Here is a 12,898-nt window from a genome sequence, read left to right as displayed (position 1 = left end):
GTTGGAGAAACGGGGTCGATCGTCGAGGACCAGGCAAACGGGACCGGTTGCGCAAGATCTACCCCCGCCAGATCACCCAGAGCTTTTGCTGCCACCCCAGCGAACCCCACCAGCGCTCCCCTTCCTCGTACAACGTGATGCCGTCGGAAGTGAGCGTGTAGTAGTGGGCGAGCAGGCCCACTCTCGCGCGAGGAGCGATGTAACCGTTGCGCTCCAGGTAGCCGAAGAAATGCACCGCCAGCGGAACCCCTTCGAGGTGCATCAGGCACGACACGTCCAGAAGGCGTATGAACGGATGTCCCGAGCGCATCGCCCGCAATATCTTGAGAACGTGCCATCTATGGGGAACCCGTTCCGGCCTGGACAATTCAATGGCGCTCGAGATCATCGTAGGCTCCAGGATGGGCAGAGACACTACCTGAAGCAAATTCCACTCCTGCCTTGCCCCCAAGGCAGGGACCGTGCCTCAATGATCGCTCCGCCGGCGGTGGCGATGCGTACGCCCAGGCCCTTCGGCAAACGCATGCTTCGCTGCCGTCATTGTGGCGAGCGCCGAAGCGACGCGTTGATTGATGCTTTCCTTGGGCAGGACGCCCTTCGCATCGGGCGTACCCGCGGCCAGCCCGGTCAGCACGGTCATTGCCTCATCGACCGTTGCGACGCTGTAGATGTGAAATTGTCCGTTTCGCGCCGCTTCGACGACGTCATTGCGCAGCATCAGGTGACGTACGCTCGCCGACGGGATCACGACGCCCTGCTCCCCGGTCAGTCCGCATATCGCGCAGAGGTCGAAGAATCCTTCAACCTTTTCGTTCACGCCGCCGATCACCTGGACCTCGCCGAGCTGATTGACCGATCCGGTAACGCCGAACGACTGGCGGATCGGCAGCTGCGCGAGCGCGGACAGCAGCGCACACAGCTCCGCGAGCGACGCGGAGTCGCCTTCGACCGGCACGTACGACTGCTCGAACACGAGACTCGCCGACAGCGACAGCGGCTGATGGCGGGCATAGCGGGATGCGAGGAAAGCCGAGAGAATCAGTACGCCTTTCGAGTGAAGCGCCCCCCCGAGCTCGATTTCGCGTTCGATATCGATGACGTCGCCTTCACCGAGCCGCGCCGTCGCGGTGATCCGCACCGGATGGCCGAAACGCTCTCCCGCCAGGTCGACGATCACCAGGCCGTTGATCTGGCCGCAACGCTCGCCCGACGTCGAAATCAGTGTCGTCCCCTCGACCATCGCTTCGAGCACCCGCTCGGAGTAGCGCGCATAACGGCGTGCACGCGAAGCCACGGCGAGATCGACCTGTGCACGCCCGATGATCGTCAGCTTCGCGTTGCGCGCATGATAGTCCGCCTCGCGCATCACGTCGGCGAGCAGGCGAGTCTGCAGCGTCAGCCGTCCGCCGTCTTCGGCGATGCGGGCGCCGTGTTCGACCATGCCGGCGATGCCGCTGCGGTCGAGCGGAAGCAGGTCCGCGGAGCGTGCCAGCGTCGCCAGAAGGTGTGCGTAACGCACGACGTTCTCGGCCGTCCGCGGCAGATCGTCATCGAAGTCGGCGCCCACCTTGAAGAGCTCGGGGAAATCGGGATCGTGCTCGGTCAGCAGGAAGAACAGCTCGCGATCGCCGATCAGCACGACCTTGATGTCGCACGGCACCGGCTCCGGCTCGAGGGTCACGATGCTGGTCCAGCCCTGCGCTTCGGCCGGAGGTTCGATGCGGATCTCGCGCCCTCGCAGCACCCGCTTGAGTCCATCCCAGGCAAAGGGTTGCCCGAGCAGGCGCTCGACATCGATGATCAAATAGCCACCACAGGCCCGGTGCAACGCTCCGGCACGGATCAGGTTGAAGTGCGTCACCAGCGTGCCCATCTGCGCGACGTGCTCGATGCGGCCGATAAGATTGACGAAATTCGGATTGTCCTCGTATACGACGGGCGCTCCGTGCGTCGCCGAGTGATCGACGAGGAGGTTGATCTGGTAACGGTGGAACCGCGTCCGTGCTTCGTCCTCGGAGGCGTCTTCCTCGTTTTCGCCGCCGGCCCACTCGTCGCCGCTGTCGAGCAATTCGGCGCTGATCGCCGAAAGGAAACTCCCCACCTGCTCCAGGTCCGCATAGCGCTCGCGCAAGCCCCGCATCAGGTGCGACACAGCCGGCGCCAGCGCATCGCGCGCGGCCCGCTTCATGGCCTCGTGCAGTTCCTTCCGCCAGCCGGGAAATTGCTCGAGCAGATCGGTGAGCCGCTCGCTCCAGGCGCCGACCTTCGCCTCGATCGCATCCCGCTCGGGCTGCTGCAAGGCCTCGAACCCCTCCGGCGACATCGTTTCCCCGTCGCGAATGGGTGCAAAGACGAAGCCTTCGGGCGTTCGGAGCAGGGAAATTCCTTCCGCCGCGCACGCCTGCCCGAGCTCACGCAGCGCAGCTTCCTCGCGCGACTTGTGCGCTTCCTGCAAGGATTCGCTGCGGCTGCTGTAAGTGTCGCTGTCGAGGGCGGCGTCGATCGCCGGCCGCAATTCGCGGATGAACGCCTGCATGTCGGCACGCAGCATCGCACCTCGCCCCGCCGGCAGGTTCAGCAGCCGCGGGCGCAGCGGATCGTCGAAGTTGTGCAGATAGCACAGGTCCCGGGGTACTTCGCCCTGGTCCGCGAATTCGCGCAACACCCGCTGCACCGCGACATGGCGACCCGTGCCGGATTCACCGAGAACGAAAACATGGTACCCGGGCTGGCGCATCGCAAGACCGAAACGCAGCGCGTCCTCGGCCCGTGCCTGCCCCAGCCCTCCCGGCAGATCGGGGAGACCGGCTGTCGAATCGAATTCGAATACGTCCGGGGCACAGACCACGCGCAGCCGGTCCGCAGGCAGCGGCTCGAAATCGGCCATATCGTCGTTCTCCAGATGCCGAAATGAAACGGGAGCTTCGGGCCCACCTGCCCGAAGCTCCCGTCATGATCCCCTTCAATCCGCCCGAACGGCAAGCCGCCGATCAACCATAATCCCTGCGCCGCACGTCGTTCCCCCAGCGGTGATTGTTGGGGCTGATCTCGTTTTCGAACTGTGGAAAACGCCGGTCGTGCTCGAGAAGCAGCGACATGATCGTTGCGCCGTGTTCGCGCGGAAACCCCTGTCGGGTACCGCCGCGCGTGTCGGTCATCAGCATGAAAAGGAACTTCCGACACTCCGGGCTTCCCCATACCAGGTCGATTTTTCGCAGATGCGGAAACCGCTCGTAAAGCACTTCGGTAGGCGTCTCGGTGACTCTTCCCCTCATCGGAACCACTCCATCCGGCCTCGTACAGCCGTTGAAATCCAGAATTCGTTTTTATATCCGACAAGCCGATTCCGAACCACCGAGACCAGCAAGCTGTCGTGACACAGTGCGCAGGCCGAAGGAACACGATGGATTCAGGCAGCGGATCGCGCGCCTTGCGCGCCCTGTCGATGCTGCCGATAATGAACAAAGCCATTGGCTGCCATCCTGGCTGCTTGCTCCAGGACAAGGAATCCGCAGGCCCGGCGTCCAATAATCGCCAAAAGCTCTCAGCGAACCGCCTTACATGAAAATCATCCCGATCCAGCCCGATCCTTCGACCGCCTTGCAAGCCGTCGCCGGCACCGCCTATCCCACGGACGGCCCACTGAAGGATCGCCGGGACCGGGCAGTGCAGGATCTCAGGATTTCCGTCACCGACCGCTGCAATTTCCGCTGCATCTACTGCATGCCGCGCTCGGTGTTCGGGGCGGACTACCCGTTCCTGCCGCGCAAGGAATTGCTGTCGTTCGAGGAAATCACCCGGATCGCCCGCCGCTTTGCAACACGCGGCGTGCGCAAGATCCGCATCACCGGCGGCGAGCCGCTGCTGCGCAAGCATGTCGAGAACCTCATCGAAATGCTGGCGCAGATTCCCGACGTCGAACTGACGCTCACGACCAACGGCGTGCTGCTGCCGAAAATGGCGCGTACCTTGAAGGACGCAGGCCTCGATCGCGTGACGATCAGCCTCGACGCGATCGACGACCCGACTTTCCGGCTCATGAACGATGCCGATTTCCCGGTCGCGGCGGTGCTCGAAGGCATCGCCGCGGCAAAGGACGCAGGGCTCGGACCGATCAAGGTGAACATGGTCGTCAAGCGTGGCGTCAATGATCAGGGCATCCTCGACATGGCACGTCATTTCCGCGGCAGCGGCCACATCCTGCGCTTCATCGAGTTCATGGACGTCGGCAGCTCGAACGGCTGGAAGCTGGATTCGGTCGTGCCGTCGCGTGAAATCATCCAACGCATCGACCAGGTCTTTCCGCTCGAACAGGTCGATCCCAACTACACCGGCGAAGTCGCCGAGCGCTGGCGCTATCGCGACGGCGCCGGCGAGATCGGCGTCATCTCGTCGGTGACGCAGGCGTTCTGCTCGACCTGCTCGCGCATCCGGCTGTCGACCGAAGGAAAACTCTATACCTGCCTGTTCGCGCAGACCGGCCACGATCTGCGCGACATGCTGCGCGCGGGCGTCTCCGATGCCGAGCTGGACCAGACGATCGCCGGCGTGTGGCACAACCGGGAAGACCGCTACTCGGAAATCCGCACCGCGAACACCGCCGGACTGCGCAAGATCGAGATGTCCTACATCGGCGGCTGAGCCACACCGGCGACACGCATACCCATCTCCCCGTCAGCCCGCACCGCCTTCTGCCCGCCTCGCGGGCGCCACCATCACCGGAACCAGTTCGTCGCTGGCACCCTGGTCGAGCTGCGCCGACTCGATCTTCTGGAAATGCGCGGTGATCTTGCGTGAGCTGACCTGCACGTCCTGAACATCCTTGCTTGCCTGCTCGATGTGACGCACGAGCGCATTCATGCGTTCGTCGAAGCGCGCAAAGTCCTTCGCCAGCTTGCCGAGCGCATCCTTGATGACGTGCACCTGCTTGCGCGTCTCGACGTCCTTCAATACCGCGCGCGCAGTGTTCAGCACGGCCATCAGCGTGGTCGGCGACACGATCCATATCCGGCGCCCCTGCGCGTAGGCCACGACCTCCGGATGATGGGCATGGATCTCCGCGAACACGGCCTCGGCGGGCACGAACATCACCGCGCCGTCGGAAGTCACGTCGGAGATGATGTATTTCGACGCGATCGCGTCCACATGGCGCCTGATATCCGCGCGGAATGCCGTCTGCGCGAGCTTGCGGTCGATGTCGGAAACGCCTTGGCCGACCATACGGTGGTAGTTTTCGAGCGGAAACTTCGAATCGACGCCGACAAGGCCAGTCGGCTCGGGCAGGCGCAGCGCGCAATCGACACGCGTGTTGTTCGGCAGCGTGTGCTGGAATTCGTAGGAATCGGGCGGCAGCATGTTCCGCACCAGGGCCTCGAGCTGCACCTCGCCGAATGCCCCGCGCGCGCGCTTGTCGCCGAGCAGTTCCTGCAGGCTGACGACGTTCGTGGTCAGGCCGTCGATCTTTTTCTGCGCCTCGTCGATCGTCGCGAGCCTGGCCATGACGTTCGTGAACGTCTCGTTGGTCTTGCGAAAACCTTCGTCGAGGCGCTCGTTGACGTGGCCGGACAGGGTTTCGAGACGACGATCGACGCTGCGCGTCATTGCTTCGATGCTCGCGGCGAGCTGGCCCGAGGCGCCCGCAAGGCCGCGCTGCAGCAGGTCGCGGTCGGCGCGCGCATGTTCCGCCAGCCGGTCGGCCTGGCGCGCGAGACCGTCGTGCAGGTCGCCGAGCATCGCGCGATGCTGTCCGGCGAGCGCGGCGCCGACTTCGCCGACGAGCACGTCGGGGAGATCCTGTTCGAGCCGACGCATGCGCCACGCCAGCCAGACGACGATCACGATCAGTCCGGCCACCAGCCCGGCCAGCATGTATTCAGGCATCCGCAGCCCACTCCGTTCGAAATCGTGCCGGATTATAGCGACGATGATTCGGCGCGCCTCGCCCGATTGCAATTACCGTGGCGGGGCAACCGGCCGGAGGCACCGGACTGCGGCACACAGTCGGCCGCGACGTCGCACGGATGCCGGCGGTCCGCGCCGCCATCACCCCGCTGCCCGCAGGCTCGCGAGCGGCGGGCGCGCGAGCAGCTTGCGCGTGCCGAACCAGCCCCCGGCGACGACACCGACCGCGCCGATGACGATCGCGAGCAAGGTCGGCCACGGCGCCGGCACATACGTCATCTTGAACACGTAATGCGCAAGCGCCCAGCCGATCACCGTCGCACCGACACCGGCGAGCGCCCCGGCGACGCCGCCGAGCACGAGAAATTCGGCGAGCAGCGCGTCGCGCACCTGGCGGTTGCGCGCCCCGAGCGTGCGCAGCACCGCGAGTTCGTAATCGCGCTCGTCGTGCGTCGATTGCAGCGCCGCGTACAGCACGACGAACCCTGCCAGCACCGCGAAGCCGAACACGAACTGCACGATCAGCACCAGCTTGTCGGTCATCGAGCGGACCTGCTCGATGACTGCGCCGACGTCGATGACGGACAGGTTCGGGAAGCGGGCCACCAGCGCGGCCGTGAACGCGTGGCTTTCAAGCGGCAGACGAAAGCTCGTGATCAGGCTCGCCGGATCGGCTTCGAGCATGCCGGGCGCGGCGATGAAAAAGAAATTGACGCGCATCGAATTCCAATCGAGCTCGCGCACGCTCGTGATCGGTGCCTCGACGAGACGTCCGGCAATATCGAAGCGCACGCGGTCGCCGATCTGCAACGCGAAAGTCTGCGCGAGGCCTTTCTCGACCGAGAACTGAGGTTCGCGCTGATCGCCGTGCCAGCGTCCGTCCGCGACCCGATTTCCGTCGGGAAGCATGGCGCCGTAGCTCAGGTTGAATTCCCGTTCGGCGAGCCGTTTCGTGCGCTGATCGACGAAATCGTCCGGGTCGACCGGCCGGTCGTTGATCGCGACCAGGCGGCCGCGGATCATCGGCATGATGTCGGGGGCAACGAGTCCGTGGTCCACGAAGAACGCTGCGAGCGGTTCGCGCTGATCGGGCTGGATGTTGATGATGAAGCGGTTCGGCGCGTCCGGCGGCGTCATCCCGCGCCAGTTCTCGAGCAGATCGGTACGCACCAGCGTCAGCAGCAGAAGCGCTGTCATCCCGAGCCCGAGTGCGGTCGCCTGGATCACGCTGCCCGTCATCCGTCGCGCGAGCGACGCGAGGCCGTAGCGCCAGCCCCCCTGGCGGATCGTGCGGCGGCCCCTGGACCCGGCAATCGCATGCAGTACGCCCCAGGCTGCGAGCGCAAACAGGCCGAGCGCCGCCGCAAAGCCGGCCGCGACTGTCGCGCCGAGCTTCAGGTCGCCGGCGATCCAGAAAATGATCGCGAGCAGCGCGCCGGCCCCGCACGCCCAGGCGAGCCCGCTGACCGGCTCGACCGCGCCCATTTCGCGCCGCAGCACCCGCACGGTTGATACGTTCCCGAGCCGCAGCAGTTGCGGCAGCACGAAGCCGACCAGCAGCACCATGCCGACCGCCACGCCATGCGCAAACGGCAGCAGCGACGGCGCTGGCAGCTCCGCCTCCATCACTTCGGCGAGCACCGCCGCAAGCCCGAACTGCACCGCCCACCCGGCCGCACCGCCGAGCGTCGCCGCGACGAGCCCGAAGAACACGAACTCGCCGATGACGATCCACAACACCTGCGCCTGGCCCGCGCCGAGGCAGCGCATCACCGCGCAGCCATCGAGATGACGCTGCATGAAGCGGCGCGCCGCGAGGCCGACTGCGACCGCGGCGAGGATCACCGCGAGGAGCGCCGCGAGCCGCAGGAAGCGCTGCGCCTGGTCGAGCGCACCGCGCACCTCGGGGCGCGCATTCTCGATGCTTTCGACCTCCTGACCGCGCCCGAGCCGCTGCTGCGCCCAGCGTTCGAAACCCGCGACGGCCTCCGGCTCGCCCGCCAGGTGCAGCCGCCACCTCGCGCGGCTGCCGGCGATCAACAGGCCCGTTGCGGGCAGGTCAGCGGCATTGAAGATCGCGCGCGGCAGCAGGCTGAAGAAATTCGCGCCGCGGTCAGACTCGAACGTCACCATGGCCCCAACCAGGAACTCGAGCTGCCCGAGTCCGACCTTGTCGCCGACGGCGACGCCGAGCGCGGCGAAAAGTCGTTCGTCGAGCCAGACTTCGCCATGCTGCGGCATTCGTTCGGCGACCGCATCCGGCCGGTTAGGACCGGGCGCGACGCGCACGCTGCCGCGCAGCGGATAGTCCGCCTCGACCGCCTTGACGCCGGCAAGCTGGGCCGCCTCTGCCGTGCTCACCATGCTGGTGAATACCACCGTCTCGGCGGTCCGCAGGCCGCGCCGCCGTGCTTCGTCCGCAAATTGCCGGTCCCACGGCCGGTCGGCACGCAGCAACAGGTCGCCCCCGAGCAGCTGGTTCGCTTCGCGGTCCAGCCCGCGTGACACGCGGTCGGCAAGGAAACCCACGCTCGTCAGGCTCGCCACCGCGATGACGATGGCGATGCCGAGCAGGAGCAGCTCGCCCGCGCGCAGGTCGCGCAACATCATGCGCCACGCGAGCCGGACGGTTTTCATGTCGAGCGGAGAGTCCTGTCGCGCCCGCTCATCGCGCCGGAGCCAGCACCTTGCGCACCAGTTCGACCCAGTACGCGACGCCCGTCGCGATGATGTCGTCGTTGAAGTCGTAAGTCGGATTGTGCAGCATGCACCCGCCCTCGCCCTCCCCGTTGCCGATCCAGACATAGCAGCCGGGCTTGCGCTGCAGGAAGTACGCGAAGTCCTCGGCCCCCATGCTCGGGCGCGCGTCGGTCGCGACATTCACCGAGCCGACCAGTTCGCTCGCAACTTCCGCACACATGGCAGCTTCCGCCGCGCTGTTTATCGTCGGCGGATAGCCGCGGCGGTAATCCAGCGTAACCTCGACATCGAACGCCGCGGCGACGCCGTCGCAGATGCGCTGCAGCCCCGATTCGATCCGGTCCTGAACGGTTTCGCTGAAGGCGCGCACAGTGCCGCACAACCGGGCGCGGTCGGGAATCACGTTGTATGCCTCGCCGGCATTGAACCGCGTGACGGAAACCACCGCCGAGTCGATCGGATCGAGGGTACGGCTGACGATGGTCTGGATCGCCTGCACCAGCGCCGCGCCCGCGGTCACCGGGTCGGCGCCCAGATGAGGCATCGCCGCATGGGCGCCGTGGCCGCGCACGTCGATGTCGAAACGGTCCGCGCTCGCCATGACCGGGCCACTGCGCACGCCGAACTGTCCGGCGGGCATGCCGGGCCAGTTGTGCATGCCGAAAACGGACTCCATCGGGAAACGTTCGAACAGGCCGTCCTCGATCATCGCCAGTCCGCCCCCTTCGCCCTCCTCGGCAGGCTGGAAAATCAGGTACACCGTGCCGTCGAAGTCGCGTCGCGCCGCGAGCGCGTCGGCCGCCCCGAGCAGCATCGTGGCATGTCCGTCATGCCCGCACGCGTGCATGCACCCTTCGTGCACGGAACGGTGGGCGAACTCGTTGCGCTCCTGCATCGGCAACGCGTCGATATCGGCGCGCAGGCCGATCGCCCGCAGGCCGCGCCCGCCGCGCACGACACCAACGACGCCGGTCCTGCCGAGCCCGCGGTGGACTTCGATGCCCGCCGTCTCCAGATGGCGCGCGATCAGCTCGGCGGTACGGTGTTCGGCGAACGCGAGCTCGGGATGGGCGTGGAGGTCGCGGCGTATCTCGGTGAGTTTCGCGAGACGGGGCCGGATGGATTCGATGACGCTCATGTCTGCCCCCTTGGGAACCGGGTTTCGGTGACGTTGTGCGAAAACATCGAGTGTAATGATCCTGGCGCCGGCCGTCGAACCCGGGCGCCGTCTGCTCGGTCGCAGCCGCGAATTGCTTCCGTTCCACCGGGAAGGCCGGGCCTCCGAGTGAAGAGTGTTGCCGCCTTCGTTACGAAGGCTTCAGATGACGCCCTGAGAAAGCATCGCGTCCGCGACCTTGACGAAACCTGCGACGTTTGCGCCGTCGGAGTAATTCACGGAGCCGTCGGGCTTGGTGCCGTACTGCAGGCACATGTGGTGAATCCCCTGCATGATCTCGAGCAGGCGCCCATCGACCTCTTCGCGCGTCCACGACAGGCGCATCGCGTTCTGGCTCATCTCGAGGCCGGAAGTGGCCACCCCACCGGCATTGCTCGCCTTGCCTGGCGCATACAGCACGCCGTTCTTCTCGAACACGCGCACGGCAGCCGCATTGGACGGCATGTTCGCGCCCTCGGCGACGCAACTGACGCCGTTGCGCACGAGCACCGCGGCGTCGTCGCCGTCGAGCTCGTTCTGCGTCGCACACGGGAACGCGATGTCGACCGGCACGTGCCACGGCCGCCTGCCGGGCTCGAAATGCAGACCGAGTCGCTCGGCGTATTCGCTGACGCGACCGTAATGGACGTTCTTGACGTCCATCAGCACCGCGAGCTTCTCGGGCGTGAAACCCGCCTCGTCGATGACGGTGCCGCTCGAGTCGGACGCGGTGATGACCTTCGCGCCGAGCGCCATCGCCTTCTCGATGCCGTACTGCGCGACGTTGCCCGAGCCCGAGACCGAGACCGTCATGCCCGCCATCGTCTTGCCGACGTGACGCAGCATCTCCTCGGCGAAATACACCATGCCGTAACCGGTCGCTTCCGGACGGATCAGCGAGCCGCCAAAGCTCAGCCCCTTGCCCGTGAATACGCAGCTCGCCTTGTTCGACAGCTTTTTCATCATGCCGGCGAGAAAGCCGATCTCGCGCCCTCCGACGCCGATGTCACCCGCCGGCACATCGGTATCCGAGCCGACATGCCGATACAGTTCGGTCATGAAGCTCTGGCAAAAACGCATCACCTCGCCGGGGCTGCGCCCTTTCGGATCGAAGTCGGAGCCGCCCTTGCCGCCGCCCATCGGCAGCGTCGTCAAGGCGTTCTTGAACGTCTGCTCGAATGCCAGGAATTTCAGCACCGACAGGTTCACCGACGGATGGAAGCGCAGGCCCCCCTTGAACGGCCCGATCGCCGAGCTGTGCTGGATGCGGTAGCCGCGGTTGACCTGGACTTCGCCGCGGTCGTCGACCCACGACACACGGAACTGGATGGCGCGCTCCGGCTCGATGAGGCGGTCAAGCAGGCCGTGCTCGGCATAACGCGGATATTCGGTGATGAACGGCACGAGGCTTTCCATCACCTCGGCCACCGCCTGGATGAACTCGGGCTGACCGGGATTGCGTTGTTCTACATGGGACAGGAACTCTTCGAGGGACTTATAGCGCATTGCATTGACCTTTGGCAGGAAGGTGACCGGACGCCCGCGAGACGCGGGCGGACGAGGATTTTCCTTGAAGTTGCCGTTCCCTGCACTATTTTCGTTGATCACGCGCCGCATTCTGCTTCGTTCGCGACTTCCATCGCCGATGGATTTATGCCGAAACCCCTACTTCGTTTCCATCCGCAGCGCCGGTGACGCCTCCTTCGTGCGCCTGCTGCGCTCGGTTCGCACCAGCTCGGCGATGTCGGTGTTGCCGTTGGCCTGCGCCCAGCTGTCGACCGTGAAGCCGGCATCGTTCTTCTGGTCGAGATCGACGTCCGTGCGCAGCAGCCGGCGTACGACGTCGATGTGACCGTTGCGCGCGGCGAGCATCAGCGCGTTCGACTTGTTCGGCGCCAGCGCGTTGACATCCGCCCCTTGTGCCAGCAGGCGTTCGAGGATCGCGGCACGGCCTTCGAAAGCCGCGTACATCAGCGGCGTCCAGCCGTCGTGATCGACCGGAGCGCCCGCTTCGAGGAGCAGATCGACGACGCCGTCATGGCCCTTGAGCACCGCCATCATCAACGCCGAATCGCCCGCCGCGTTGCGTTGGCCGAGCTTCGGCCGGAATTCGAGAATCGCCGCGACGGTGTCCGCGTGGCCTTCGCGCGCCGCGAGGATCAGCAGCGTATTGCCCTGTTCATCGACGGTGTTCGGATCGAGCCCGCGGTTGAGCAGCTGTACCAGCGGCCGGGTGTCGCCGAGCCGCGCGGCGTCCAGCGAATCGTCGTAGCTGCTGGCCTGGACGGGGGCACTGCCGAGCGTGAGGGCAAGCAGCGCGGCAAGGATCGTTCGCTTCATGGAATCAGGATCTCCGGGCGTGGCGGAACAGGCGAAAGAAATTCTCGGTCGTCGCCACAGCGATGCGCTCCAGCGGCTCGTTGCGCAAGCGCGCGATCTCTTCGGCGACATGCACTACCCAGGCGGGTTCGTTGGTCTTGCCACGGTGCGGCACCGGCGCGAGATACGGCGCATCGGTTTCGATCAGCAGGCGATCGAGCGGAACGTACTGCGCGACCGCCTTGAGCTCGGTCGCGTTCCTGAACGTGACGATGCCGGAGAAGGAAATGTAGAAGCCGAGGTCGAGCGCCGCTTCGGCCACTTCGCGCGTCTCCGTGAAGCAGTGCATGACACCGCCAGCCCCCGCCGCATCTTCTTCACGCATCAGGCGCAGCGTATCGGCCGCGGCGGAGCGGGTATGGACGATCAGCGGCTTGCTGCAGGCCCGCGCGGCACGAATGTGGGTGCGAAAGCGCGCCCGCTGCCATTCGGGAGCGTCCTTCTGCCAGTGGTAGTCGAGGCCTGTCTCGCCGATCGCGACCACTTTCGGGTGATCGGCGAGCGTGCCGAGTCGCGCCTCGTCAGGCTCCTCGACGTCGTCGTTGTCGGGATGCACGCCGACCGAGGCGAAGAGATTCGCATGACGCTCGGCGAGCGCCAGCACGCGCGGGAAGTCTTCGAGCTTCACGCTCACGCACAGCGCGTGGCCGACGCGATTGGCCGCCATCGTCGCGAGCACGGCGTCTTCACGCGCGGCCAGGTCGGGAAAATCGAGATGACAATGGGAATCGACGAACATGGATCGACGAACCTCGTGGAAAC

General features: G+C 65.8%; 10 protein-coding genes. 1 reads left to right on the top strand and 9 read right to left on the bottom strand.

Translation table 11 applies throughout. The features are described 5' to 3' along the window. Window positions 1–58: 58 nt before the first annotated feature. From EBN1_RS15365 to EBN1_RS15355, 3 genes are all read right to left on the bottom strand, one after another. Window positions 59–310 (bottom strand): hypothetical protein, encoded by a 252-nt coding sequence (locus EBN1_RS15365; protein WP_241762745.1) that lies wholly within the window; start codon window positions 308–310, stop codon window positions 59–61. A 156-nt stretch (window positions 311–466) separates the two neighbouring features. Further along, complete coding sequence (locus EBN1_RS15360) at window positions 467–2,887, bottom strand: Lon protease family protein (RefSeq protein WP_011238890.1); 2,421 nt, start codon at window positions 2,885–2,887, stop codon at window positions 467–469. 103 nt (window positions 2,888–2,990) lie between these two features. Next, on the bottom strand, window positions 2,991–3,164 hold the full coding sequence (locus EBN1_RS15355) for a hypothetical protein (RefSeq protein WP_241762744.1): 174 nt from the start codon (window positions 3,162–3,164) through the stop codon (window positions 2,991–2,993). Between the two features lie 397 nt (window positions 3,165–3,561). On the opposite strand from EBN1_RS15355, the gene moaA reads away from it, so the two are divergent. After that, window positions 3,562–4,641, top strand: a complete 1,080-nt coding sequence (gene moaA / locus EBN1_RS15350) for a GTP 3',8-cyclase MoaA (RefSeq protein WP_011238887.1) — start codon at window positions 3,562–3,564, stop codon at window positions 4,639–4,641. A gap of 33 nt (window positions 4,642–4,674) precedes the next feature. Here the strand turns inward: moaA and rmuC are convergent, their stop codons facing one another. The 6 genes from rmuC to EBN1_RS15320 all read right to left on the bottom strand — a co-directional run bounded on the left by rmuC (window position 4,675) and on the right by EBN1_RS15320 (window position 12,875). Further along, window positions 4,675–5,880: a DNA recombination protein RmuC gene (gene rmuC / locus EBN1_RS15345; protein ID WP_011238886.1), complete on the bottom strand. Its 1,206-nt coding sequence runs from the start codon at window positions 5,878–5,880 to the stop codon at window positions 4,675–4,677. A gap of 162 nt (window positions 5,881–6,042) precedes the next feature. Further along, window positions 6,043–8,538, bottom strand: a complete 2,496-nt coding sequence (locus EBN1_RS15340; RefSeq protein ID WP_011238885.1) for an ABC transporter permease — start codon at window positions 8,536–8,538, stop codon at window positions 6,043–6,045. Between the two features lie 28 nt (window positions 8,539–8,566). Next, complete coding sequence (locus EBN1_RS15335) at window positions 8,567–9,739, bottom strand: M20 aminoacylase family protein (protein WP_011238884.1); 1,173 nt, start codon at window positions 9,737–9,739, stop codon at window positions 8,567–8,569. Window positions 9,740–9,919: 180 nt separating this feature from the next. After that, a complete protein-coding gene (gdhA, locus tag EBN1_RS15330; protein ID WP_011238883.1) occupies window positions 9,920–11,263 on the bottom strand; it encodes an NADP-specific glutamate dehydrogenase in 1,344 nt (447 codons plus the stop codon). 159 nt (window positions 11,264–11,422) lie between these two features. Then, window positions 11,423–12,097: an ankyrin repeat domain-containing protein gene (locus EBN1_RS15325; RefSeq protein ID WP_011238882.1), complete on the bottom strand. Its 675-nt coding sequence runs from the start codon at window positions 12,095–12,097 to the stop codon at window positions 11,423–11,425. A gap of 4 nt (window positions 12,098–12,101) precedes the next feature. Further along, the gene (locus EBN1_RS15320; protein ID WP_011238881.1) at window positions 12,102–12,875 is read right to left on the bottom strand and encodes a TatD family hydrolase; all 774 of its coding nucleotides are present in this window, start codon (window positions 12,873–12,875) and stop codon (window positions 12,102–12,104) included. Window positions 12,876–12,898: the final 23 nt, after the last annotated feature.

It is taken from the genome of Aromatoleum aromaticum EbN1 (genome assembly GCF_000025965.1).
In the GTDB taxonomy this organism is placed as follows: domain Bacteria; phylum Pseudomonadota; class Gammaproteobacteria; order Burkholderiales; family Rhodocyclaceae; genus Aromatoleum; species Aromatoleum aromaticum.
This window is presented reverse-complemented; position numbering and strand designations above follow the sequence as displayed.

Coding starts and splice junctions, on each gene's coding strand:
- EBN1_RS15320 (WP_011238881.1), bottom strand. CDS start 12,875: ATGTTCGTCGATTCCCATTGTCATCTCGATTTTCCCGACCTGGCCGCG.
- EBN1_RS15325 (WP_011238882.1), bottom strand. CDS start 12,097: ATGAAGCGAACGATCCTTGCCGCGCTGCTTGCCCTCACGCTCGGCAGT.
- moaA (WP_011238887.1), top strand. CDS start 3,562: ATGAAAATCATCCCGATCCAGCCCGATCCTTCGACCGCCTTGCAAGCC.
- rmuC (WP_011238886.1), bottom strand. CDS start 5,880: ATGCCTGAATACATGCTGGCCGGGCTGGTGGCCGGACTGATCGTGATC.
- EBN1_RS15355 (WP_241762744.1), bottom strand. CDS start 3,164: ATGCTGATGACCGACACGCGCGGCGGTACCCGACAGGGGTTTCCGCGC.
- EBN1_RS15335 (WP_011238884.1), bottom strand. CDS start 9,739: ATGAGCGTCATCGAATCCATCCGGCCCCGTCTCGCGAAACTCACCGAG.
- EBN1_RS15360 (WP_011238890.1), bottom strand. CDS start 2,887: ATGGCCGATTTCGAGCCGCTGCCTGCGGACCGGCTGCGCGTGGTCTGT.
- EBN1_RS15340 (WP_011238885.1), bottom strand. CDS start 8,538: ATGAAAACCGTCCGGCTCGCGTGGCGCATGATGTTGCGCGACCTGCGC.
- EBN1_RS15365 (WP_241762745.1), bottom strand. CDS start 310: ATGCGCTCGGGACATCCGTTCATACGCCTTCTGGACGTGTCGTGCCTG.
- gdhA (WP_011238883.1), bottom strand. CDS start 11,263: ATGCGCTATAAGTCCCTCGAAGAGTTCCTGTCCCATGTAGAACAACGC.